The sequence below is a fragment of the Parabacteroides sp. HGS0025 genome, from assembly GCF_000969845.1.
GTDB lineage: Bacteria > Bacteroidota > Bacteroidia > Bacteroidales > Tannerellaceae > Parabacteroides > Parabacteroides gordonii.
In genome coordinates this window covers 755410-781075 of record NZ_KQ033902.1, presented here as the reverse complement: position 1 = coordinate 781075, position 25666 = coordinate 755410, and the positions used below count along the sequence as shown (strand labels likewise).

Genomic DNA, 25666 nt, shown 5'->3' with positions numbered 1-25666 from the left:
AACAATTAATTTTAAGATTATGAACAAAAAGTTTTCTACATTGATGACAGCGGCACTGCTGATGGTAGGTGCGCTGTTTAGTAATGTGCAAGCGGAGATAAAGGAAGGTACTCCTACTGAGCTTGCGAACAACGCTGTAATAACGAATGGCGCCAAGTATTATTTGGGGGATGGAAGTGGTAAGTATGTGCAAGCAACGCCTATATCCGCTTCAGATAATACAGAAAAGAAAGTGCTTACTCCTGCTACGGCTTCTAGTGCTGACGCAGCAACTCTGTTTGAAGCAGTAGTCACCAACACGGGAGGAACCAAGCAGATTCAGTTCAAAGCAACTGTTGGAGATTTTACAGGTTTCTTATCTGTGGATGCTAGTGGAGCTTTATTTACAAGCCCGGATGCTGATGCTGTCGATGCTGCAAAATCAGGGTTCGACTATGTTGAAAAGTATGTAAATGGTACCGGTATAGCACTGGCATTACATGGTTTCACTGATAAATTTTTGAAAGGTGACGGAACTATTGAAGGTACTTCACAGAATGTTAAGTTTTACCAATCGGCCTCCATCACTGTAGATGCAGAAGAGCTTTATAAACAGAACGCTGGCCGCAACACCCTCTCTTTCGGTGTTAAGGACATCAAGAGCAGCTTGTTCGGCAAGAGCTTTAAGGCGTTTGAAGTGACTGCAAGCACTGTTGATGTAGATGGAAAATCAACTACTTATGTTCCTGCCGGTACTTATTTCGCAACAAGCTATCCGGAAGAACTGGCTGCTTCCACTGTAAATACAATTACTAAAATTGAAGACTTCCAGAAATGTACTTTCATTGCCGTAGACCCGGTTACCTCCTTAGGAGATAAAGACGATCTGAAAGCCGGCAAACACCTGTCATTTAAAGAAGTAGCCGGTAAAAACCTGCGTTTCGCAACAACTACCGGAACTGAAGTATCTGTTAACAATGCAGCATTTACAGTAACAACAACTATGGCACAGAAAGATGCAGATGGAAATCATAGTTTCTCTATCGCTGCTACTTTCAATTATCGTCCGGAAGCAGACAAAAAAGCTCATGCTTCTGCCGGCGGTGTTATCACTGTTGACAAAATTGACGGTGTAAAGGTATTGTCGATCTCAAAAGGTGCAAATGCAAGCTATATCTTCTCTTTGTCGGCAGGCCCTGTTGCTAAACCGATCGATTTGCTGAGCAAGACCGGCGCTTCTGTTTACAATGTGAAGTTCTTAAGCGGAAAGGCTGAAGAAGAACTGGGTAAATATCTGGGTGTTGGTATTACTTCTGGTGCTTCCAATTTCGAATTCCTTGCACAGGGTACAGCTGTAGCCAACCTGTCTACTCCTCAGTATCAGTTCGTTATTTCTGAAGTAGATACAGAAACAAACGTGATTACTTTCACAAACCGCGAAACAAAAGAAGGTTTTACATGCTTGTTGGATACAACAACTACAGCCGGTGTATATAATGTAGTGAGTGCAAAGAAAGCTAGTGCTGATGCTAAATTCAAAGCAGCAAACCTAGATACGGATGGTTCGTATAAATATACTACTGAAATTGATATGACAGGCAAAACAATCCAGTTGATCCCTGCCACAGTAGATATGTTTGCCGGCTTCTCAGTAAGAGGAACAGAACTCGATCAGACTTTCATCACATTCGCTAAGGATGAAAACGATGCGGATAGATTCTATGTGAAGGCTAAATATACTCCTTCGCCTGCCGGTGTTGCTCAGGAAGTAGCTACCGACGATGAAATCGAAGCCTCTTTGTTCGAACTGGTAAGAAGCGAAAAACCGGTGTACGTAAGAAGCGACTATGCATACGACAACGATGGCGAAGTGGGTTATGTGTCTAATGGTGATACGGTAGCTTACTATACTTATTATATTAAGTATGTAAACCCGGCAATCTCAGGGGATAATCAATTCTATATGAAGAAGGCTGATTTAACTTTCGAACAAAAGAAGCCTGCTGCCCTTACTGCTGATCACGAATTTATCCTGAAAGAAAACAACGACGGTTCTGTTTCTATCATTGCCGCTCCGGTAGCTCCTGCTTTTGCAGCACACGACATGGCAGCTGTAAAATTTGACGAAACTACTTCAAAGGCTGATATTTCAACAGGTGTTGAAGCTTACCTGAATGCAAACGCAACAGACTTAAAACTCTTCCTGGTAAAAGAAGGTTTAGGTGCTACATTGAAAGCTGTTCCTACTCACGTAGCGCTGCATGCAACAACCGGTGGTTATGTAGCTTTGAGCGAAAAGAACGAAGGTATCGTTGCTATCGAAACCGCTGTCAGCGAAGACCTGACATTCTGGTTGGATACTGCCGATTCAAAAGCTACACTGCCTGCTTTCTATATCTCTAAAAGTATGAACAAGGGAACTAAGGCTGCCGATACAGACAGATTGTTTATGTATTATGCCACTGATTCTGCTGATTACTTTGTAGAAAAAGAAGGTGTAAAGAACCCGTACAAGTGGTCAAACGGCGAAGCTAAGATCATCTTCAAGGCTGCCACATTGGCCAATGCCGACACACTGGTTACAACAGCTAACGGTAAGACTATCAACGTAGCCGTAGCCGGTGACGTAAACGGTACACAGGGTGGTCTGAACAACTTCCGCTTCCAGATCTTCAAGGCCGACGATGCAGAAGACGCATACGTAGTTCGCAATGCAGGCGGTCAGTATCTGGTAAGTATCGCTAACCAGTTGCAGCTGGGTGACAAGAAAGACGCCCTGATGCTGTACGCAGAAGAAGGCATGTCTCCGGTTGCCAACGACGCTATCAACGTTTCTTCAATCTCTGTAATCTCTAAAAACGGTGCCATCATCGTGAAGGGTGCTCAGGGTAAGAAAGTAGTTGTAAGCAACGTACTTGGCCAGCAGATTGCTAACACAGTCGTTTCTTCCGACGAAGCTACCATCGCTGCCCCTTCCGGCGTAGTAATCGTAGCCGTTGAAGGCGAAGCCGCTGTTAAGGCAATCGTAAAATAAGAAACTTTTTTATAATCAATAATTTTAAATGGATTGCGTATCGTGGGGCGGGCTTTGTCCACCTCACGATAATTACCCCGCGAGGGCGAACAAGCAGTCATTATTAATACTAATAATAGTGAAATAAAGTTCTTCTGTTCTGACCCCTGTGAAGGGGAACGGCAGGCAAAACAAAGCCCCGACGGTATTTCCGCCGGGGCTTTCGTTATAGAGATCGGAAGCCTACGCCAAATCAGCAAGTACTTCACTCATTACATAATATGCAAATCATCTACCACATCTACCATCAGTCATAAAATATATTGTATATATGCAAGTTACCACGCAGTGGTAGATAAAAAACATCTACCACTAAAGAATATCATCTACCACCATTCCCTATTTTTCAACTACCAAATACAACCGTCCCCTGCTCGTCAGCTGCGTCATCAACCCTAGCTTCTTCAAGAAGCGACCGAAGACGGAAACATTGCTCATTGACAGTTTTACACCGCTCTTTTTCTGCAACGAGAGGTAAATTTCTCCGGCAGAAGCCTTAATACCCTCCTCCTTGTGTAAGGCTGGACGATAATATTGGAAGAACAAATCTTCATACAAAGGACGCTGCTGAAACGCTTCATTCGCCTGCATCTGCAACGCCTCTTCTTCGTGCGTCAGCCAGTAACGCTCGTTATTATTCAGAGCGGCGACGGCTTGCGCGTAAAGCTGGGCATACTCGACCGGTTGTGCATTGTCTATCATTCCTTTCACCTCGATACAGATGAAACGGCGGCTGCCGGAAGGATCACCCAGTAAATCCGTATGGTTGCTTGTGGCAATGAACGACGCGTAACGCTTCACAGCCTCTACCTGCGTAGCATAAGGCTTACGCACATTTACCACCGGCTTCTGCAACAGATGCTTCAGAAAACCTTGATGCCGGACGCTCACCTGGTCGAACTCATCGATATTGATCAATCCGAAACGAGTAAGATACAATTCGGCATCCCGCTTTTTACTGAAATCGATACTGTCCGTGTAATACTGATTCAAGTTCGGAGGCAACAGATTGAAACAGAAAGTGGACTTTCCGCATCCCTGTCCACCCACCAAAAGAGGCGAAAGACTGTTACCATGCTGTTTGTCACGCCCTTGCCAATGCGCTACCATAGACAGGAACCAGGTGTAAAACAACTGTTCCCACCGCATATTATCGCAAGGGATGCGTAAAGCCAGCGGACGGATGCGATCCTTGCCGTCCCAGGCGGGCAAATGGGCCAGGTAATCTTCGATAGGCGTATAATCCGGGACACGATCCGAAAAGACAAAACGCCGTACATCCCTGTCCCACAACTGCAAACCTTCCTTTTGAGCATTCAGGGCGACACTGTTCAATACACGATCCGTCACAGGGCGATAGTCGAAACAGAATGTATTTTTCTCCCGATATTCCGGTCCGCCGGACATCAGATTGTAACGAAAATCATAGCGACGGTTCATAAACTCCTCTATTTTCAGAGCCTGCAACTGCTCAGGCTTATGAATCGGCGTACCGCCAAAATCCGAACCGGGGGCTAACCGATAAGCATTATTCAACGTCTCCCGAATCTCTACCTCCGAAATCAGATTCCCCCAATAGAGCAACGTCCACTTCACACAATCCTCTTCCTCTACCCCGGCAGTAAAACAGAATCTACCGAGCGTGACCAACATAGGTTTGAAATCTACTTTCTGATCCAAATCCCCATGCTCCTCCAACGCCCGTTGCAAAGCAAATTCATATTGAATGGCGACGTAACGATATTGCTCATAGAGCGTCTTCCCGGCACTCTCGACCGGCATCCGTTTTTCAAATCGTTCCTGATAAGCGCTTTCTTCGGGCATGGCGACAGGTTGCTCCAGATGAATGGCGAGCGCGTCGGTATTGTAATACACATCGGCGTCAAAACTCAGGCGGCACCCCAGCTCCAAGGCCGGGCGGTTCAACTCGATAGGATAAGAAAGGCGCGGTTCATACGTTTTGAGTGCATGCCGGTAAGCGTGTGCATGAAAAATTTCGGCATCAGTCCGCGTACGGGGGAGCGATCCGTCGGGATAGGTATACCCCACCACAAACTTCACACTCCGTCCACTGGAACCGATCATGGCAAACAAGGTCTGCGGATATTCAACGATTTTTCGTTTCAGGGCCAAAGCCTCGTCCATACTCTTCAACCGATTGATTTCCAACAACACCCAACCGTTATACTCTTTCAATTCGCCTTTCCGGAAAGTCCCGGCAAAAAGCAATTGGGGCAATTTCCGGGTAAACGAATAACGCCTGTCGGGATAAGCCCGGCTCAGCTTGTCACGAAAGAGCATAAGCTTCTCCTTCGTCTGTTCGTCCTTTATCCATGCTACAATTTCTTCCATGCCCATCGCCCGTTGCGCGACACGATTCCGATAGACAGTCTGCTTGGTTATCTTCATTTTATACGCTGTTTGAGAGAATTACTAACTGACATTGATTTGTTTTTTCGCTGAAAAAACTTTAGTTTCTTGCTGGGAAAACTTTAGTTTCTTCGGGAGGAAACAATAGTTTTGTTTGCAGAAAACTTTAGTTTCCCCCCGAAGAAACTTTTTGTTCACTCCTATCCCTTTGTCCATCGGTAGCCTGCCTGCCAGGAATCGAAAGCAGGTTCTTCCTTCACTCCGTTGCTAAGAAAAACCTGACGGATATAACTCCGGTCTTCCGGCGTAAAGATTCTTTCTTTGCGCTTAAACTGATAAAACTTATTCTTACCATACGTTGTCAACAGGCGTTGCTTGATGCACATCGCCTCCTGATGGGGAATCCGGTCTAACAAGTGATCCATGCCAACAGCATATTGCACAGGAGTATCCGCCATAAAAGCCCGACATTCGCCATCAGGATTGGTACATGCCGGATTCACGACAGAAATCGACCAACGTGTATCAGGAATAAAACGGACAATTTGGTATCGCAAACAGTGGTCCGCGTTCTTGCAGTCTCCGTTAAAACAGTGTTCGAAACCGGCCGGAACCATCGCGTAATTGAAGTTTTCTATCATATTTGTCTGTATTTTGAATCTCCTTCAAATATAGCATATTTCTTCGCCAAAAGCAAACAAAAAGAGTAGAAAAACAGGTGTATGGTGGTAGATAATGATGAATAGTGGCAGATAGTTTTTTATCTACAACCAGTATCCAACAAGATGATATATAAAGCTTATTGGATACAGTTGTAGATATTGTTGATATTTTAAAAAACAATATTCATATAAACTCTATCATTCGGAACCTACGGATAGATCGTACTAATATCTTTCCAACAGGAGATCTCTTGAGAAACGAATATTCTTTTTCTTCATATTTTCAATCCGGATATTACGCCCCGGCACATCGCCCTCAAAGCTTGTTCCTTCGATGACTACCCGGTTACATCCATTCAACAGAAATGTATTTTTATTTCCGGATGAGGGTTGTAATTCGGAAGTACGGACAATCCGGTTATCCTTAAACAACAGATCGGTTGTACTCTTGGCATAGAGGATCGGATAATCGAACGTTTTAAACGTATTATTCTCTATCCGGACATTCCGATGCACCGGGCGATTCGGTTCGATCGCCGTGTTTGAAGGGTTCAGTGCTATGATCGCATTACCCGGCCCTCCCTGATAAGCACAATCGATAAAGGTATTATTCCTGATCAGTACATCGGATACCGGGCCGGATTCAAACCATCCCTCGGCATCCCCTTCTATCAGGATAGCACTCATACCTGTTTTATAGAAAGTGTTATTCTCAATCACTGCCTTACGGGGAGTAGTGAGCAGCAGGCCACGGGTACATGTCCGTGCAAAATAGTTGTTCCTGATATTAACTTCGGGGGTACAAGTCATATTCTCAATACAATCCAGATTCAGCTCCATATCTGACGGAACAGGGTTATCCAGACGAAGCTCCACTTCCCTGTCGGAAAGCCTTTTAACAGATAGCACCTTAGCCGAAGCATATCGTTCCATCCGTTTTGCTCTTACAAATGCGATTTCATCTCCTTCATGGAAAGCTGTAAAGCCATAACTCTGACCATGCATAAAACGAAGTTTCAATGTCTGAGCATCCAACTTTTCAACAACCCGCAGGTTCGTTCCATGTATATTGATCGGATCATCATGGGCTCCTTCAAAACGGCAATCGGCGATACTGATCTTTCCACTGCAACCGGAGAAATGCATCATATCGGCAGAGGCAGCCAATATTCTACCACTCCCTTCCGGCGGTACACAGTGAACCTGATCCATTGTAATATTTTTTACAAACTGATTCACGATTCCCAGTCCATGCATATAATGCATATTAACCTGACGAAGGGTTATATCACTACTCTCCACAATAAACATGCCGACCTGATCACGGATAACATCACGAATTGTCAGGATATTTCCTACTTTCGGTCGGAAATCGGACAGAGTAGAAAAATGAATAATACCCGGAGCTAATTCTTTAGCCTCCGACTGTGACAAGATTTTCCAGCCGGTGCTATACCGTGAAGTTTCATTCTCTGCATCGAATTCGTTACAATGTATCAAATTCGATTTCCATCCTTCTCCAAAGATATTTATCCTGCCTTTCCGGATTTCATACCAGGAGTCCGGATGGAGAGTAACAACCACTCCGTCTTTCTCTATCCGGGTATAACAGATCTCCGACGCAGTAGGTCGTTGAAAATCCGTACTGAGATTCTGAAGCCTGATATTCTTACAATGGTCGAACACCATTGTGATCATTTTACCATGATACATCAACACAGAACCGTTCCCCTCGATAGTCAGGTTCTCCATGTCTTTAAAAAGCAGACCTATCGTTTTGATCTTAGAAGGGCATTCCGATTCTGTCGATGTATTGGATATAAAATATTCAGCACGGGCTGCCCCTTCGGGCCAGATATCATACCGGCCTTCCGGAAAAGACAAGACCTTCGCTCCGGTCTGCTTGCAGGCATCAATAGCGGCCTGCAAGCCTGTTACTACATTCTCATATGTATCCGGATGTACTCCAAAGCCGGATACACAGATCGTATCTCCTCTATCGGCCTTCATTGTATGAACCGACAGAAGAGACAACGATAGAAGCAAATATTTAATATACGACATAGGAGTCTCCTTCTATTTTCAACTCTCCGAAACTTCCTTCTGATTTATAGGGTTGTCCCCCACCGATGTACAATTCAACCGAACCTTCTTTTTCAACAAGGTTTCCCTTCTCGTCCACCAAAGCCAACTCTTCGGGAGAAAGAGTGAAGATCACCTGCCGGCTTTCCCCTTTATCCAGATGGATACGCTTAAAACCTTTCAGAGCCCGCAAGGGAACACGGGTGTTACCATTCTGCGGATGAGACACATATAGCTGAACAACTTCGTCACCGGCGCGTTTACCCGTGTTGGTTACCGTTGTTGTCACTTGGATGCTTTCCCCTGTTTTAACGGTCGAATTATTCGTTAATGGAGCATACCCGAATGTCGTATAACTCAATCCGTAACCAAACGGATACCTGACATCTCCCTTAAAATAACGGTACGTACGGTTTGCCATCGAATAATCTTCGAAGTCGGGCAGATCCGTATCGTTCATATAAGTGGTGAGCGGCATACGACCCGCCGGATTGTAATCTCCGAAAAGGACGTCGGTAATGGCATCACCGGCAGCCTGTCCGCCATACCAGGCCTGAAGGATCGCGTCGGCATTGCGGCTTTCCCAATCGAAATTCATCACGGAACCGGACATATTTACCAAGATCAACGGGCGACCTGTCTTTTTCAGTTCTTTCATTAATTCCGTCTGTACAGGAGGCAATTTCATCGTTGTACGGTCACCGCTGGCAAAACCACCGTAACCGGCAGCTCCGGCATCACCGGCTTCCCCCTCGTAATCGGCACTGATACCACCTATAAAGATGATAATATCGGCTTTCTTCGCCTGGGCGGTTACCTGGGCAAAGGAAGGTGCCCCTTCGAGTTTTTGAACGATCCCGACACCGGTAAGCGTATCGATCTGAATACTACTACCGAAACGTTTCTGCAAGCTCTTATACGGGGTAATGATCTCACTCGGCGTACCGAAATAGTTAGCCAACTGCGTACTGCCGTTATCCATATTCGGGCCGATCAGGGCAATCCGCTTAATCTTGGAAGCATTCAACGGCAGGATATTCTTGTTATTCTTCAGTAATACCATTGATTTCTGCGCCATCTCATAAGCATGTTTCTTATGGGCATCGCTTTCGATCACTTCCCGGCCGATAGAGGCATAAGGAACCCTACCGGTAGGATCGTACATACCCAGTTTGAACTGTATCTCGAACAGGCGGGCCAGAGAAACATTGATCTCTTTCTCGGAGATCAATCCCTTTTCAACCCCCTGCTGTAATTTTTGATAGAGGTTGCCACATTCAAGGTCTGTACCGTTCAGTACGGCATCGACTACCGCTTCCGTATCGTTGCTATGCGTTTTATGATACTGGGCGAAGTCGCTGACAGCCCAACAATCGGATGTAACGTAACCATTAAACTTCCACTGGTTACGGAGAATGTCCTGTAACAGCTCATTGTGACCACAACAAGGAGTTCCCTCAAAACGGTTATAAGCACACATGACACCGTGTACTTTCGCCTTGGTCACCAATTCGCGGAAAGCAGGCAGATAAGTATCCCACAAGTCATACATGGAAACGCGGGCATCATAGGAATGGCGGTTATGCTCAGGGCCGCTATGAACGGCATAGTGCTTGGCACAGGCCACAGCCTTCAGGTAGTACGGATCGTTACCTTCCAGACCGCGAACAATTGCCGATCCCATTTTGGCTGTCAGATACGGATCTTCCCCGTAAGTTTCCTGTCCACGTCCCCAGCGGGGATCACGAAAAATATTGATATTGGGTGTCCAGTAAGTCAGTCCTCGGTAAATTTCTCCGGTCTTGCCTTCCCGCAAGTCTTCGTTGAAAAGGGCACGGCCTTCCGAAGAGGTCATGTCTCCCATCTTCTGAAGGGCTTCCGGATCGAATGTGGCAGCCATACCGATCGCCTGGGGGAATACAGTTACTTTTTCTTTTGTACGAGCCACTCCATGCAGGGCTTCATTCCACCAGTTATAAGCAGGGATACCCAAGCGGGGAATAGCTGGGGCGGCATGTTTCATCAACTGGACTTTCTCTTCCAAAGTCAGCCGGGAAATAACATCCTGCACACGTACATCCAAAGGTAATTCCGGATTGCGGAATGGATAGTCATACGTTTGTGCCGTCAGGCCGCCCCAAGAGAGAGCGGCCAGTAACATGATACTTTTCAGTTTGCTTTTCATGTGATTGCCTATTTTATTTGGTTACTTCTACAATAATCTTGCTCTCTTTCAACCCATCCGATACAGCAGTCAATTCGATAGGTTGTCCGGAACGGTCACTGGTGACAAGTACCTGGGCATAGCCGTTAAAAGCATTCCGGTGTACATCGCTGCCGGCAGAGAAGACATCCGGTTCCTGACTACAAGGATTACCATTACCCACTCCCAGAATTTTGCCGTTACGGACATCGAAGTGAATTCCGTTTTCAGCAGTAGGCACTACACGTCCTTTGGCATCCAATACTTTAACGGTTATGATTGCCACGTCGTTACCATCACCTTGGATAGAAGAACCGTTTTCACTGACCAGTTGCAGAGAAGCCGGCTTTCCGGTAGTTTCCACCAACTCGGTGTATTTCTTTCCGTTCTTCTTCCCTTTGGCCAACAGCTTACCCGAGGTATATTTAACACGCCAAGCAGGAATATCAAACTTTTCAACCGTCTTTTTGCCCAGGCTTTTACCATTCAGGAACAATTCCACCTCATCCATATTGGTATACAGATGTACATCGACCGAATCCGTACCGATTCCATTCCAATGCGGAAGCACGTGCAACACCGGTTCTTCCGTCCACCAAGCCTTGTAATACCAGAATGCATCTTTCGGGAAACCGCAATAGTCTAATATTCCGAAATGAGAAACTACACCCGGCCAGAAATGCAACTGCGCCTCGCCTCCATAATCGAACCCGGTCCATACGAAAGCACCGGCAACAAACTTGCGTGCATCGACATAACGCATCCATTCTTGTGCACGTGCTCCCCATCCCGGAACATCACGGTCGTAAGCCTGGTGGAAACCTTTCTTTGCATCAGTCTCATAAATACCACGCGTCATCACCGTACTTGCCTCTTCGGTGAAGATACAAGGTAGGTTCGGGAACTTTTCATGTACGGCATCGATATTGCCTATTTTATAATAATTAGAACCTTGTACATCTACGGCATAGGTAAAACCTTCCCCCCAACTACCGTTCATGGCTGCCGTACACGGACGAGTAGGATCCAGTTTGCGCTGGACGGCTTTCATGCGCTCAACAATCATACGCCCCTTCTCTGTTCCCTGTATGGCAGGCTCTTCGTTTCCCAAACACCAAATGATAACAGACGGATGATTCCTGTCGCGGCGAATGATTGTCTTCAGCTGGCTCAGACCTTCATCACTGGAGCTCAATACACGCAGTTCATCCATGACCAGCATACCCAGCGTGTCGCAAGCATTCAAGACAGATTCCGTCGGAGGATTATGGGAGGCGCGGTATGCATTTACTCCATACTCTTTCAAACGGGCGATTCGCCACGCATTCAGCTGGTCCGGAACAGCAATCCCCACACCGGCATGGTCTTGGTGGCAGCATACCCCCTGAATCTGTACTCGTTCGCCATTGAGGAAGAAACCTTCGTTGGCATCGAAACGAATGTCACGGATACCGAAAGAGGTATCGTAGCTATCGACAACTGCCCCATCCAACAAAATATCAGTATGCAACGTATAAAGCGTCGGAGTCTTCAACGACCATAAGTCAACCTGCCGTACATCCATGTATGTTTCCACCTCTTTCGTTTCCAACGAGGGTAAGGTAAGGGTTGTACCAGACTTGTTTACTTCTTTCCCTTGACAGTCGATTATACTGTTTTGCACAATAAGATCAACCGATTTACCACTTTGGTTCGTCACTTCTATCTGTGCCTTCACACGGGCTTCCTTCTTTTGCAGATCCACTTCGCTGGTGACAAACGTCCCCCATTGCGGGATATGCACGGGAGCCGTGCGGGTCAACCATACATTCCGATAGATACCGGCACCTTCGTACGACCATAATTCGGAATGAGTAGCGTCTACACGGACGGAGATCACATTTTCCGCATCCTTTTCATAATTCAGGCATTCCGTTACATCGAAGACCAAAGGCACATAACCGCTCTCACCGCGTCCTAAATAGACACCGTTCATCCATACCTGTGCATCACGGAAGATACCTTCAAACTCCAGCGTATATCGGTCCCCTTTTACCAATTCGGGAGTAAACCGTTTCCGATACCAGCCCACACTGTTTTCGGGTGCACGTCCGCCCAACTTGCGGTATCCTTTCATCTTGAATTGCTCTTGGCTATATCCCAAAGCCATCCCCCAGTCATGAGGCAAAGAGATCTTCTCCCACTTGCTGTCGTCAAACCGTTGCGTATGAGGAATAGCCAAACGTGATTCCTGGTCTGCATCCAACATAGTCGACTCCTGTAAAAAGGCAATCTTAGAGAACGACAATGCCTGCCCATAATTAAAATCCTTATTCGGATCGGCCGCATGCCCTTTAGCAAAAAGCCAATCCTGATTCAACAACTCTTTCTCCCGCTGTGACTGGGCACCCAGCCAAAAGCAGGGGAGTAATAACATCACTGTAAAAATCAATCTTTTCATTTCTCTGATCTATTGTTTCTTAAATGTATTAACGGCATACCTCCACCTGCTCGGTCCGGGTGATGCCATTCTCGTTATAAGTATCTATCGTGAAATAGTAAGTTACTCCATTATTTAAACTACCGATTTCCAGCCGGGTATCTCCCATCACCTGGAAATTTGAATATAGTTTGTCTTTAGCGATACCATAGCGGACAATATATCCTTGTGCATGCGGAACTTCATTCCATGTCAGCACCGCTTTACAACCGTCTGTTTCATCACGTCGCACATCAAACTCATTCACCGGGCGCGGCTTACTACCCTGGCCTTTACCAAAGATCCTCAAATCGCGGACAGACAAGTTGGAAGATATGGTATACGCCTTATTCTGTAATTTAATGTACCGGGCTTTGAAGGGTTCTTCAAATTCTATATAGTCGTGGGGAGCATCCGTCTTCTTTGTGCTATAATCCACCACTGTCGACCAGTCTTCTCCATTGGCCGATGCATAGATTATATAACTCTGGTATACACGGGGCACATATCCTTTCTGATCTGCACCGTATTCATCAAAATTAACCTGAATGGCATGGACAGATGAAAGTTGTTGCAGGTCTACCTGTAACCATTCGGTATCGTTGTTCGACTCCGCAACCCAGGCTGTGCGTGAATCCTCATCTACGCTATTTTCTGCCGGATAACCATCCAGCGAAGAAGATGCAGTTACTGTCTTCTTATAAGAAAGTAACATCCAACCGGGTTGATCCATCCCGGAAGTTTGTTCCTTGCCTCCGGGTAAGTACATCGGATAGTCCCCCAGGTAAGTATTTGTGAACATATAACCGTCTTTATCGAAGCCGGCCGGGAAGAAAGAAATCCTCCGTTCGAACATATGCCTGACAGAGATAGAGTTTGTTGCCGCTTTCCAGTAATTTTCATTACCGACGGTAAACAGGCAACCATGTCCGGCTCCTCCTATAAATCCGGTCGGTTTATAAGAGACCGGGCTATTTTCCATATAGGTAAAAGGGCCTGAAGGCGAGGTACTGACATATACTCCGTCCGCATACGATTTCCATTCCGTTCCCGGAGCAGCATATTGTAAATAATATTTACCCTGATGGGCTGTCATCCAGGCTCCTTCGATATAAGGACGACGAGGGAGTTCATTCAATTCGCCGGTTCGTTCCCAACCCCTGTTTTCCTTATCGCTATTAAAACAGTCAATAATCCCGGATCTTGCATCCAACGTATTCAGATCCAGCACCTGCATACGGATCGGATCGACCGGGGAACAGCCATGATACATATACAGGTTGTCTCCCTCCACATAAAAGGCAGGATCCCAATACGACAAAATTTCCTTCACAGGCTCCCACTCACCTTTTTCGGGCTGGGATGAACGGTACAGCATCCCTTTTCCATGTGTGGAGCCGACATAATACAGGTAGTCATTATGTACAAAAAGACCCGGTGCATAATCCTCTATCGGCAGAACGGAATCGGTTATAAAAACATGTTTCCAATCTGTAAAATCATCCGAATACCAATAACCGGACGATTTGGATGCAAACAGGTAAAATTTGTCTTTGAAGGGAACAACAACAGGGTCAGCTGCTTCACGAATACCCTCACCTCCATCTATTTTCATAAAACGGTAATTCAGGTTAACCGGATTACAAAAAGTTTTAGGAGACTGGGAGATCTTTGCTTTGATCGGATAGGAACCCTGACAACTGATCAATAAAGGAGCAATCATAAAGGTTAGCAATAAACTTTTCATACTTCTTGTATAAATTAAGTCTTATTATTATGTTTTCCAAGTATCTATGAGCGCAAATATACAGACTATCAATTATATAAACAAGAATTTAGTCTATATTTACTGTATACACAACAATATCTATTTCAAAGAAAATAAAACTACTGTGCTAAATACGATAGCACTACTGTGTTAGTAGTTATGGCACAGTAGTGTTACCACATCTGACACAATAGTGCTACCATACTTAGCACAGTAGTATTACTTCTAATAGCCTGAGGCCCGGTGCAGCGGATATGATTCTACTATCTTTCCGTCGACAAGCCTATGTAGTATCCAGCTGTTACCACCTTCTTTTGCTTCCAGCCGCCAGTCGTAAGACGGGTCACGCAACAGTTTCTTGATCTCACGGGGGAAAGCGTCGGCATGGCGGGCATCCTCCCAGGTACGGATTACCTGGAATATCTGTTCCTTCTGCGGACAACTTTCCACGTCTTTCTGGTTGATAGCCAAAAAGTAAGTAGCTCCGTAGCCAACCGATATGGCCTGTACATGCTCATATTGTTCGACGGTAGAGGTGTCCTTTATGGCAAAGTTTCCTCCGAAAGAAACCGGGTAGTAATTGGAATAAGTGACATCGCGCAAGTCTTTTCCCTGACTGGTAGCACTTCCCCATTCGCGAGTATCGATGTCATAGAGGTTACGACCGCCTCCTACATTCCATACACTCTGGTAATGCCATGAACCTTCCGACAAGGTAGCACCGGAAAAGCGGATATAGGGAACTCCCAACTCTTTTGCCCGTTCGAACATTTTCCGGAAGAAACGTTTAGCCGAATAGTACCCGTGACCATTATTGAACAGAAATTCCTGCCCGTCAAAGTCATACAGGGTCACTCCGCAATGATGGGCAACATCAGCATAATATTCGGCGATCTTATCCTGAAGGGCCAGATTCGGGATGATACCTTCGTAGCCGTAATTGATGGTCACCTGTAATTTGTAGACTGTATCATTAGCCTTATGCGCAGCCGGTTTAGTTCCCCAATATCCCCTGGTTACATTCTTCAAGGTATAAGGAGCTGTTTCAGATACACCCAGGTAATGGATCAATTCACCACCTATCTTTACCATATTCAGGTCTTTACAATGTCCTTCCCAACTGGCTATTTCTTCCAGATAGGTAGGATCGTCCACGATAATAAAGGTATCTTCGGGAGAGAGATCTTTCATCAATAAACGTTTCTGCTGGTAACACAAGCTGTCGCTCGGGAAAGGGCTGGCATCCATCGTACCCGGTGCCAGCGAATTTGTTATATTGACACGTCCTAACATGATACCTTTCTCTGCCGCCATGTCGGCAAATTCACGGTGGGATTTGTTACCCGAATTGAAACGGAAAGGTTTCTTTTCCTGATTCCTTCCGTCCAGATAACTTTCATTGGCACGATCGGGACGCAGGAAACCCTGGTCGTAGGCATGGATAGCCGGAAAACCTAACTTTGCCGTATAGGAAATGATACTGTCGTACTGGTTTCCGCTGGTCATTACATCGGGCGAATAGGCGGCCGGATCTTTTATCCATTTACCGTTTACAGTAGGATAAGGCAAACCTTCCGACAGAACGATATTCTGTATCACATCCATTAGGGCCGTACTGTCAGGACTCCCCCAAAGGGCAACGGAAGAACCTATAAAATCGACACCCGGTATGGGTTCCACATCTATATGATTTGGAATATTAGCCGGCATATTCGGGATAAGAGAATAAAATACCTGTCTCTTTTTCGCACGGTCGCGCGAATGATAATTCAGAAAGATACGTCCCAGGCTGTCTACCATAGCAGCATTACCGTACATGATGCGGTAATAGGGTTCTTTATTGGCATAGAAAGCGACATCGCTAACTCCGTCACCACCCAGAGAAAACACCTGTCCTTCATGCAAATGATCCGGCAAAGGAAAACGTTCGGCATCAGGCGTATGGATTATATATTGAAACGGCGCTGCATCTCCTTCGAGATCGGATGTCCCGCCCAGCGTATTATCATCCAGGGCAAGCATACCGATACTATAATTGACCACATCGCTGGTATCACGGGCAACGCCTATTATTTCACCTAAAAGATTGGTGATATTGGTATAATAGGAGCCCCATTGAATACCATCTATACCGTTTCGGGGTTCCAAGCTATTTAAGGTCAGTCTGAAATATTTGCCGGTAGGTTGTAAGGCTACGGTTGCCACCGAACCGTTCGGGTATTCGAGAGTAAAACAATCTGTGTCTGCATTATAAGTAGCCTTTTGAGGAGTATAATACACTTTCTTTTCACTATCGTACAACGACATCAGCGGAGAGGGCTTATCAGCAGGACTGAACTCACGGTTCGGAGACACAGTCGTATTCTTCATACTCGTGATATATCCCTTGTTGTTAATACCGATACTGAAGTAGTCGGTCTGGAAATCCCATGTCTTTTCGGTCGTACAGCTGAATAGGATCAGAGATGCAGTCAGGAAAGACAAACTTTTCTTATACATAATTATTTTAATTAATTTGTTTTCAATTTATAGTTCACCGTCTTACCAGCTTTCACCGTCACCTTATCTTTCCATTGCAGAAAAGCGTTATCCCCCAGGGGCAGGAAAGCCTGTTCGGCATTCTCGGCAAAGATCGTCACAGTGGCGTCATAGGCGGTAGGGTTAGTTATTTGTATGACCATCTGCTTGTTGCTGTGCTTCACAACCTTTGCCTCTACATGGTCGAAGATATACAACGAACCAAGGTCGGTACGGACATAAATTCCGGGAATTTCCAAGGCCATCAGTGCACCGTTTGTCTCGTTCCAGCCCGTCTGACCGCCATCGCCACGTGAGCCACGGCTATCGGCGTCACAATAGGTCAGTCGCTCCGTAATTTTTCCATTCGGCTGAATACCTTCGGCATGCGCATGGATTACATCACGTAGCAGTTCGGCATACGAAACATCACCGGTCGAACGATATAGCTTGAACAGGGCATCGCCGGACTGGGTACAGAAACCGGGAGCACCATGTTTATTCTGCGTGCTGGCCCATACGGCCCCGGTCAGGTTAGCTCCCAACTTTGCCAGCGGAGTATTTTCCGGTAAACGGTAAGGGAAAGAGACTGTCCATGTGGCACACAAGTTAGCCAGGTCAGCCGATCGTTTCAGATATTCATCTGCTCCTGTCACTTCATAAAGGGTCATAAGGGAAGTTGTCAGAGCAATAGCCGTTTCCGAATCGGCATTCTGAAGAATATCCCCGCAACCGCCCGAAGTAAACCCGACCAAGGCAAAGTTTGCATAATAATCGGTTGCTGCTTCCTGTGCAACTTGCAGATAAAGCGGATTGTCAAAATAAACAGAGGATAAGGCCAGGCCTGCTACTGCCATAGCACCACTTGTCGTATTGTAAACGGCAATATCGCCGGATTCTACGTCCAGGTAATTACCCCATGTCTCATGTTTTTTCCAGGTATTGACAAAGGCATCCGCCAACAAACGCACATTGGTTTCCCATTCCGGATCAATAGCATTTGCCTTACCCTGCGTTTTCAGCAGCATAAACTGTTTAACCATCCAGTATAGGATATCCCCGTTCTTGCGGGTCAGTCCGACTCCCGGATTATTGGCTGCGGCATCCCGGTAAAGGACTTTTCCGTCCGCTCCCAGCACATCATAATAATAACCACTTTTCCCTTTGGCACGCGGCAAGGCGAAATCGAATGTATTCTTTACTTTCTGCAAATGCTCCGCATCACCCAGAGCCAGCATCGGATAGGTATTCATCAGGCCTCCGATCCAACCATACGACATCCAATTGGCATTCTCCGGACAATAGTATTGCCATTGGTCACCAATATAATAGCGGTCATCGATATTCTTCACCATGCGGGTCAATACTTCACTCATCGGCATCAGGTTACGGGGGGCTTCTCCCTGGATATGCGACTTACGTTCTTTCATAAAACGGGCCAACAGTTCGGGAACATCTTTACAGGGAAAAATGACTTCCGTTACCCGGATAACGATCTGATCGCCTTTTTCTACCTGTATTCCCCGATCGGGGCTTTTACTGAAACCGATAAATTCGGGTTTGCGTTCACGTACTCCCGGAGCACTGATTATAAATGAAGCCACACTTCTGTCGGGAGTTTCCTCCACTATCAGGGCATGATCCAGAACCTGATTATTCCAATCAATTCCCTGGTCGGTCAACAGGAATGTACCTTTTTGTTTCGCCCGGTCCAGGATAGTGATAGCCGGAGTGGCCGTATTACTAACATTCACCTCCAGACGGGAATTGGCTCCATACTCAGGGGATAATTGAGGGATAGGGTTTGAAGTCAATGCCAGGTCTTTCCGGCGATAGTCCGTTTTGTCCAGTCCGGTTGCATATTCACGGTTGACAATACGCTGCCGGTTTCCGTTATATACGGAGGAAGGAATCATAACGTAATTATCGCTCGTCCAACCGTATTGATCAAAAGCCACTGCCACTCCGGCATCTTTCATATCCTGTTTGGCTGTAAAGGTGAAGGTGTACATTATGCCACTATCAGTTGCAGTCTGCTCAGTCCGGACATTCCATGCCAAAGCTAGTTTTATTTCTTTACATTGTTTTAGTTCCGCATCCTCGTAAGTGCACTCCAGTAACCGGATTTGCTTACTCGCATCCTTTAAGTCCGGCAGCCAGTTTGTTTCCCTGGCACTATTAATTAAACTGAAATGAATATCGGCCCTGACAACTGACAGGATACAAAACAAAGATAAAAAGGATACAATGCTTATATTCTTCATGGTATATTTACGTACATAAAATTGCCACAAATATAGAGAGCAATATATCCATAATAAATAGCAAATAATGACTTATTCAGTGGATTATTATTGCTTATATAGCAAAAAGGAAGCTTCCTCCCGGAAACTTCCTTCCCTTTTTGGTGTGTCCATCAATTATGTTTAAAAATAGGATCTAAAATCCAACTGTAAATAATATTATAAGGTGATTGGTGTTCCGTTATAAAAGTCCAGTATCTTGGCACGGAAGATAAAGTTATACTTTGACTGTGTTTGTTCGGCAAGGCTCTGTGCATACTTCGTCTTCGCTTCGCTATATTCGAAAACCGTACTTTTGCCTGCACCATAACGCTCTTCCGCATAAGAGAATGCGATCTTACTTGCATCCACCGATTTGTCGGATGACACATATTTTTCCTGTGCTGCCGTTGCATTATAATAAGCCTGCTGGATCTCTTTGTAAAGTGTCTTTTTGCTGTTCTCCATCATCAACTCGCGGTTATGGATATTGATGCGGGCGGAACGAACACTGTTACGAACCTGAAAGCGGTTGAAGATTGGAATACTCAGACTGAAACCGATCGACTTCTGTCCGTTATTCTTCAACTGATCGCTAAAAGAAGCATTGTTATAATCGCCATCACCGAAATTGTGATAGTAACCATTGCTGTAACCTGCACTGAAATTCAGTTTCGGATAATATCCGGCCTGAGCTACTTTCAGCATCTTCTTTTGGCTTTCGAGCAAATACTCCTGTTCCTTGATCTGTGGTTTGAAACCAACAGCATGATCGTACACCTGATCAGGCGGGATGATACTGCTCATATATTGCTCCACAGCATCGCCTGTTTCCGGTTCCAATATATCGAAATTCTCACCGTCACGTTCCAATTCCAGGCTCTGGGCCAGATCCAGTAATGCCAGTTTTACGTTGTTTTTCGACTCGGTCAGTGTAACCTCATCCTTCGCCAACTGCGCTTTCATGTCGTAAAGTTGAGAAACAGGCACTTTACCGGCATTATAGAGTGCTTCGGTTTTCGTAACCTGCTCCGAACTCAGTGCAACCTGCAACTCGGCGATCTTTAGCATTTCTTTATTATAAAGAGCTTGCAGAAAATAGGAAGCCACGTTTATGGACAGGTCTTCCTTAGCCTTATTCAAGGTTTCGAAAGAAGCTTTCAAATCTAGTTTCCGGGCAGCGATATCGCTGGGGATCTTCAAGTCAAGCAAAGGCATACTCAACTGGATACCGGCCGTCGTATTTGCCGAGTTGCGGTCTACGATCAGACCGTCTTTCGATTCCGAACGGCCGAAGCCGAAGTTTTCACCGACACTGGCATTCAAACTGGGTAACCAGCTATATTTGCTGGTGTGCAGATCCACTTCACGGCTTTGCTGTTCCAGCTCCCTTTGTTTCAGGTCTATATTGTTTTCGATAGCGTAGCGGATACATTCCTCCAGCGACCATTGTTTAGCCGTTTCCTGTGCTCCGGCAGGGAGACAGAAGAGGAAAGATGCCAACGCTACTGATGATATTACTTGTTTCATAGCTTATTCGTTTATTTCTATTACTTATTTGCAGATACAATACCGCCACGGATCTTATCATTTTCCGTCAGACCTTCTTTCACTTCAATCTTGATACCGTCAGACAAACCGACTGTTACAGGACGTTTTTCGAATAACTGTTCCGGCTTTTCCTGTTTTACGATCTGTACGAAAGTGGAATCACCACTGAACTCCACGCAGCTTTCAGGGATGGTCAAGACATCCAATGCACGTTTCAAGACGATCTCAGCATTCGCACTGTATCCGGCACGGATGAAAGCATCTTCCGGCATCTGGACGGCGGCCTTGATCTCGAACAAAACAGCACCGTTTTCTTCCGTACCTTTCGGTGCTACATATTCCAACAGGGCATTGAACGAACGGCTATCCAACGCTCCGACGGTCAACTTGATCGGCATTCCTTCGTGGATACGGCCAACTTCGGTTTCATCCACCTTTCCACGGAAGATCATATTATTCATATCTGCCACAGAAGCGATCGTCGTACCGTCGTTGAACGTATTGGACTGGATCACGGAGTTACCTACTTTAATAGGAACATCCAGAATCATACCCGTAATAGTAGAACGCACTTGTGTCGTACTGGATGAAGCAGACCGGCGCGAAATACCTTCGCGGATAATCTCCAATGCATCCTGTGCATTTTCGGCTTCTTCCTGTGCTTTCTTATAGTTAGACAGAGAGGTTTCATAATCTTCTTTCGCGATCACTCCCTGTTTGTGCAAGCCTTCATCCCGCTTATAAGTAGCCGTGATCTGCTCCAGGTTGATCTTAGCCACACGCACACGTGATTCGGCACTGTTCAACTGAACCATTTCCGGGATCACCTTGATCCTTGCAATGATCTCGCCTTCCTTCACCATCTGGCCGGCCTCTTTCAGCAATTCGGAAATGATACCCGACATCTGCGGTTTGATAAGGACTTCATCGCGGGGTTCTACTTTTCCGGTAGCTACGGTTTTCGTTTCTACGGAGTCGCGTTTAGGTGTTACTACTTCATAAACAGTAATGACAGGTTGTGATTTTTTCCACAAGAAGTAGAAAGTGCCGATCACCGCGGCTCCCACCAATACTAAAAAGATGATTCGCAGGACTTTCTTTACGATACGATTCTTCATAATTTATCTAGTTTATTTTAATTGACAAATGATATACTGTTATTCTTCTCTGATTGCATCAATAGCCTTGATCTGCATGGCACGCCAGGCCGGGATCAGACCAGCCAGCAAACCACTGATAAGCAAAACGACGGTTGCGGCCACTGCTGCTCCGATATGTATCTCCGGATTACTGAAGAAAGTACCGTTGTTAGAAGCGTCTCCGCTACTTGCCATCATCCGGTTCACTACATCCAGCAGGAATACTCCGCAACTCAGCCCCATCAATCCGGCCAGAGCCGTAAGCAACAAACTTTCGCTCATGATCTGGGAAATGATATCGAAAGGCTTGGCTCCGATCGCACGGCGTACACCGATCTCACGGGTACGTTCCCTCACGGTCACCATCATAATATTACTCACCCCGATGATTCCCGCCAGCAAGGTTCCCATACCGACCAGCCACACCAGGATATTGATCCCGGTAAAAAGCATATCGAATGTCTCGAACTGTTTGGCTATCGTAAAGCTACTGACAGCCTGCGGGTCGGTCGGCGAGATCTCGTTCTGCAGCTTCAACACCATCGTTATATCCTCCACCATCTTGTCGCAGGAATAACCATCCTCGGCCGTAGCACAGAGGAACCAGAACTTGTCTCCCTGGTTAGCCACCTGCTGCAAAGTGGTAAAAGGCGTCATGATACTTTCTTCCGTACGTCCGCCGATCTGTACACGCGGTTTGGGTTTTACCACCCCGACCACCTGGTAATAAATTCCGTTTACACGGATATATTCGCCTATCGGATCTTCGGCCGGAGTAAACAATACCTCACGGACAATACTACCGATCACACATACTTTTCGTTTTTCCAGTACGTCGATCTCATTCAGCAAACGCCCTTCCAGCACATGCTGCGTCTCGATCTGAAAATATTCCGAGTGTACCCCGCGTACATTATATGTACCGACTTTCTGGCCTCTCACCACATTATTCTGCCCGCCCCACGACATGGCCATCGGCGACAGGTAACTGACACCTTTCACACGCTGGCGAATGGTTTCCAAATCGCGGTTGCGCATCTGCCAGTAACGGCCTTTCTTATATCCTTTATAAGCTTCCCCGGTACGTTCGGAAAAGAAAAATGCAGAGTTCGTCGCAAAGCCATCCACATTCTTCAGCACGCCATTCTTGAACCCCGTACCCGACCCCAGCAGGATCACAAGCATCAGGATTCCCCAGAACACACCGAAACCGGTCAGAAAACTTCTGGTTTTATTGCGGGTGATCGTCACCCATATTTCCACCCAACGGTCTATATCGAACATATCTTTCTTGTTTTATTCGTTTCTCATGGCCTCGATAGCCGTAATTTTCACTGCTTTACGTGCCGGAAAATAACCAGCCAGCACACCGGCCACAATAATCAGGGCCGTAGCCGACAGGGCGATACCCAGGCTCACTGTCGGATTCAGGAAGATACTCATATCGTCATTCGAAGAGGCCTGCCCCATATTATTACTTTCCATCACGGCATTGATCCCTTCCGTCAACCCTACCCCGGTGATCATACCGAAGTAGCCGAAGACGGCCGTTATCAGGATCGACTCTACGATGATCAGTTTCAGGATAGAGAAAGGGGTTGCCCCGATCGCTTTACGAATACCGAACTCGCGGGTTCTTTCCCGTACGGTGATCAACATGATATTACTTACTCCCACGATACCGGCAGCCAATGTTCCGATTCCGATCACCCAGATAAACAGGGTTATCCCGTTCAGCATTCCGTTAAACATGGCAAAGTCTTCAATCGTACTCCACATACCGATCGCCCGTAAGTCTTCAGGATCAAAGCGATGCCTTTTTCCCATCTGTGCACGGAAACGTTTCTCGAAAGCCTCATATTCTTCTTTGGTACTGATACCGTCGAGAGAAAAGATGATATTATCCAGGCCATAGCCCGAACGGTAAAGTTGTTGTGCCGTAGAAAAAGGAATATAAGCCGGAGCATTGTTATTATTGTCCTCATCGGTATAGATACCGATCACCTGATAAGCAATATCACTGGCATTCACATATTTACCCAGCGGGTCTTCTCCACGGAAAAGGACTTCCTTCATTCGGGGACTTATCACGATCACTTTTCGCTTCTGCAATATATCCACCTCATTGATAAAGCGCCCGTTGCCCACCGTCATTTCGATCTTATCAATGGTCGCCTTATCCGGATGGACACCTTGCAAAGAATAGGTATTATATTCCTCCTTATATGAAAGCGTATCGCTCTGGTAAAGTACGCCCGACACCAGATTCACTTCAGGATTTTGCTGTCTCAAAGCCACCAGGTCGTCATCCTTATATTGTATACGCCGGTTTGTCTGCATCCCCTTGTAAGGTTTGCTGGCATAACGGGGCCATGTTTCCACACGGTTTCCGGCCCAACGGTCGAAGTTTTTCATTATACCGTTCTTCATTCCGTTGCCCGCTCCCAGCAAGACGATCAGCATGAAAATCCCCCACGCCACGGAAAAACCGGTGAGGAACGTACGGAGTTTGTTCTTTTTGATCGTACTCCAAATCTCACGGAAGTTATCAAAGTCGAACATATCCTTTTCCTTTTTCTATGTTTTCAATCAAACCGTCTTTCACACGGATGATTTTTTCAGTCGCATCAGCTACGGATTGCTCGTGGGTAACGATCACCATAGTCATACCTTCTTTATTTACGTTACGCAAAAGCTCCATTACCTCTACCGTGGTAACACTGTCGAGAGCACCGGTAGGTTCGTCGGCCAGAATCACCTGCGGCCGGGCAATCAGGGCACGGGCAATAGCTACACGCTGCTTCTGTCCCCCGGACATTTCATTCGGCATATGCTCCGCCCAATCTTTCAGGCCGACCATATCGAGGTATTCCATTGCCATAGCATTTCTTTTCTTGCGGTTTATCCCCTGATAATATAAGGGAAGGGCGACATTCTCCATCGCATTTTTAAAAGAGATCAGATTGAACGACTGGAAAATAAAGCCGATCATCTGGTTACGAAGTTCAGCTGCACGGGTTTCGCTCAGGTTCTGAATCAATTGTCCATTCAAATGATAGGTACCGGTGTCGTAAGTATCTAATATCCCCAGTATATTCAATAGTGTCGATTTTCCCGACCCGGAAGCCCCCATGATGGAAACCATTTCCCCTTTTTCTATCTCCAGGTCTATACCTTTCAATACATGTAGCGGAGCACCATTGAAATACGTTTTGTTAATTCCTTTCAGCTGAATCATAATATCTGTCATTTCTTTTTATTATTAGACGTACACATTGCTAAAAATGTTACATGTTTAAGGAACTTTTTTTCATTTCTACGCAACAAATGTATGCTTATATAAGATACCTTGTATCGCAAGGTACTAATTTTTAATTCATATTAACTATTACTTTTATCGATATGTAAGAATACGTAAGTAAACACATCAATAAATAAACGACCTGATACTATTTATACTGCATATCCGCTAATATAAAAACAATGAGACTTTTTAAGAATTCTCTTTTTTAACATGAGGTTCAATCATTTTACTCCCTTGTTTATGAATAACTTATTGCTTTATTTATTATATTGGGAACG

The 25666-nt window shown here is 45.8% G+C and carries 14 protein-coding genes; 1 reads left to right on the top strand and 13 read right to left on the bottom strand.

The features are described 5' to 3' along the window. Nucleotides 1–19: 19 nt before the first annotated feature. The gene (locus HMPREF1212_RS02705) at nucleotides 20–3013 is read left to right on the top strand and encodes a DUF6383 domain-containing protein (protein WP_046148342.1); all 2994 of its coding nucleotides are present in this window, start codon (nucleotides 20–22) and stop codon (nucleotides 3011–3013) included. A gap of 378 nt (nucleotides 3014–3391) precedes the next feature. Here HMPREF1212_RS02705 and HMPREF1212_RS02700 read toward each other — a convergent pair whose 3' ends face one another. The 13 genes from HMPREF1212_RS02700 to HMPREF1212_RS02640 all read right to left on the bottom strand — a co-directional run bounded on the left by HMPREF1212_RS02700 (nucleotide 3392) and on the right by HMPREF1212_RS02640 (nucleotide 25322). After that, nucleotides 3392–5461 carry a virulence-associated E family protein gene (locus tag HMPREF1212_RS02700; RefSeq protein ID WP_046148341.1) on the bottom strand — a complete coding sequence of 690 codons (2070 nt, stop codon included), beginning with the start codon at nucleotides 5459–5461 and terminating at the stop codon, nucleotides 3392–3394. Between the two features lie 161 nt (nucleotides 5462–5622). After that, on the bottom strand, nucleotides 5623–6063 hold the full coding sequence (locus HMPREF1212_RS02695) for a DUF6078 family protein (RefSeq protein ID WP_046148340.1): 441 nt from the start codon (nucleotides 6061–6063) through the stop codon (nucleotides 5623–5625). A 246-nt stretch (nucleotides 6064–6309) separates the two neighbouring features. Continuing rightward, nucleotides 6310–8148: a right-handed parallel beta-helix repeat-containing protein gene (locus HMPREF1212_RS02690; protein ID WP_046148339.1), complete on the bottom strand. Its 1839-nt coding sequence runs from the start codon at nucleotides 8146–8148 to the stop codon at nucleotides 6310–6312. After that, nucleotides 8135–10351: a glycoside hydrolase family 3 C-terminal domain-containing protein gene (locus HMPREF1212_RS02685; RefSeq protein WP_046148338.1), complete on the bottom strand. Its 2217-nt coding sequence runs from the start codon at nucleotides 10349–10351 to the stop codon at nucleotides 8135–8137. Before HMPREF1212_RS02685 ends, HMPREF1212_RS02690 begins: the two co-directional genes overlap by 14 nt. A gap of 13 nt (nucleotides 10352–10364) precedes the next feature. After that, nucleotides 10365–12809 carry a beta-galactosidase GalA gene (galA, locus tag HMPREF1212_RS02680; RefSeq protein ID WP_046148337.1) on the bottom strand — a complete coding sequence of 815 codons (2445 nt, stop codon included), beginning with the start codon at nucleotides 12807–12809 and terminating at the stop codon, nucleotides 10365–10367. A 28-nt stretch (nucleotides 12810–12837) separates the two neighbouring features. Further along, a complete protein-coding gene (locus HMPREF1212_RS02675; protein WP_046148336.1) occupies nucleotides 12838–14574 on the bottom strand; it encodes a discoidin domain-containing protein in 1737 nt (578 codons plus the stop codon). Nucleotides 14575–14820: 246 nt separating this feature from the next. Further along, nucleotides 14821–17094 (bottom strand): hypothetical protein, encoded by a 2274-nt coding sequence (locus HMPREF1212_RS02670; protein WP_046148335.1) that lies wholly within the window; start codon nucleotides 17092–17094, stop codon nucleotides 14821–14823. Between the two features lie 11 nt (nucleotides 17095–17105). Further along, nucleotides 17106–19376, bottom strand: coding sequence for a YyaL domain-containing protein (locus HMPREF1212_RS02665; protein ID WP_232430037.1), 2271 nt, complete (start codon nucleotides 19374–19376; stop codon nucleotides 17106–17108). Between the two features lie 198 nt (nucleotides 19377–19574). Beyond that, the gene (locus HMPREF1212_RS02660; RefSeq protein ID WP_046148334.1) at nucleotides 19575–20924 is read right to left on the bottom strand and encodes a TolC family protein; all 1350 of its coding nucleotides are present in this window, start codon (nucleotides 20922–20924) and stop codon (nucleotides 19575–19577) included. 20 nt (nucleotides 20925–20944) lie between these two features. Next, the gene (locus tag HMPREF1212_RS02655; protein WP_028729551.1) at nucleotides 20945–22063 is read right to left on the bottom strand and encodes an efflux RND transporter periplasmic adaptor subunit; all 1119 of its coding nucleotides are present in this window, start codon (nucleotides 22061–22063) and stop codon (nucleotides 20945–20947) included. A gap of 39 nt (nucleotides 22064–22102) precedes the next feature. Then, nucleotides 22103–23368 (bottom strand): ABC transporter permease, encoded by a 1266-nt coding sequence (locus HMPREF1212_RS02650; protein ID WP_046148333.1) that lies wholly within the window; start codon nucleotides 23366–23368, stop codon nucleotides 22103–22105. 12 nt (nucleotides 23369–23380) lie between these two features. After that, complete coding sequence (locus tag HMPREF1212_RS02645) at nucleotides 23381–24646, bottom strand: ABC transporter permease (protein WP_046148332.1); 1266 nt, start codon at nucleotides 24644–24646, stop codon at nucleotides 23381–23383. Beyond that, nucleotides 24633–25322, bottom strand: coding sequence for an ABC transporter ATP-binding protein (locus HMPREF1212_RS02640; RefSeq protein WP_028729548.1), 690 nt, complete (start codon nucleotides 25320–25322; stop codon nucleotides 24633–24635). Before HMPREF1212_RS02640 ends, HMPREF1212_RS02645 begins: the two co-directional genes overlap by 14 nt. Nucleotides 25323–25666: the final 344 nt, after the last annotated feature.

Bases quoted from the DNA above. Each gene is read 5' to 3' on its own strand.
- HMPREF1212_RS02640 (WP_028729548.1), bottom strand. From the start codon at position 25,322: ATGATTCAGCTGAAAGGAATTAACAAAACGTATTTCAATGGTGCTCCG.
- galA (WP_046148337.1), bottom strand. From the start codon at position 12,809: ATGAAAAGATTGATTTTTACAGTGATGTTATTACTCCCCTGCTTTTGG.
- HMPREF1212_RS02660 (WP_046148334.1), bottom strand. From the start codon at position 20,924: ATGAAACAAGTAATATCATCAGTAGCGTTGGCATCTTTCCTCTTCTGT.
- HMPREF1212_RS02675 (WP_046148336.1), bottom strand. From the start codon at position 14,574: ATGAAAAGTTTATTGCTAACCTTTATGATTGCTCCTTTATTGATCAGT.
- HMPREF1212_RS02690 (WP_046148339.1), bottom strand. From the start codon at position 8,148: ATGTCGTATATTAAATATTTGCTTCTATCGTTGTCTCTTCTGTCGGTT.
- HMPREF1212_RS02695 (WP_046148340.1), bottom strand. From the start codon at position 6,063: ATGATAGAAAACTTCAATTACGCGATGGTTCCGGCCGGTTTCGAACAC.
- HMPREF1212_RS02685 (WP_046148338.1), bottom strand. From the start codon at position 10,351: ATGAAAAGCAAACTGAAAAGTATCATGTTACTGGCCGCTCTCTCTTGG.
- HMPREF1212_RS02655 (WP_028729551.1), bottom strand. From the start codon at position 22,063: ATGAAGAATCGTATCGTAAAGAAAGTCCTGCGAATCATCTTTTTAGTA.
- HMPREF1212_RS02665 (WP_232430037.1), bottom strand. From the start codon at position 19,376: ATGAAGAATATAAGCATTGTATCCTTTTTATCTTTGTTTTGTATCCTG.
- HMPREF1212_RS02645 (WP_046148332.1), bottom strand. From the start codon at position 24,646: ATGTTCGACTTTGATAACTTCCGTGAGATTTGGAGTACGATCAAAAAG.
- HMPREF1212_RS02705 (WP_046148342.1), top strand. From the start codon at position 20: ATGAACAAAAAGTTTTCTACATTGATGACAGCGGCACTGCTGATGGTA.
- HMPREF1212_RS02650 (WP_046148333.1), bottom strand. From the start codon at position 23,368: ATGTTCGATATAGACCGTTGGGTGGAAATATGGGTGACGATCACCCGC.
- HMPREF1212_RS02700 (WP_046148341.1), bottom strand. From the start codon at position 5,461: ATGAAGATAACCAAGCAGACTGTCTATCGGAATCGTGTCGCGCAACGG.
- HMPREF1212_RS02670 (WP_046148335.1), bottom strand. From the start codon at position 17,094: ATGTATAAGAAAAGTTTGTCTTTCCTGACTGCATCTCTGATCCTATTC.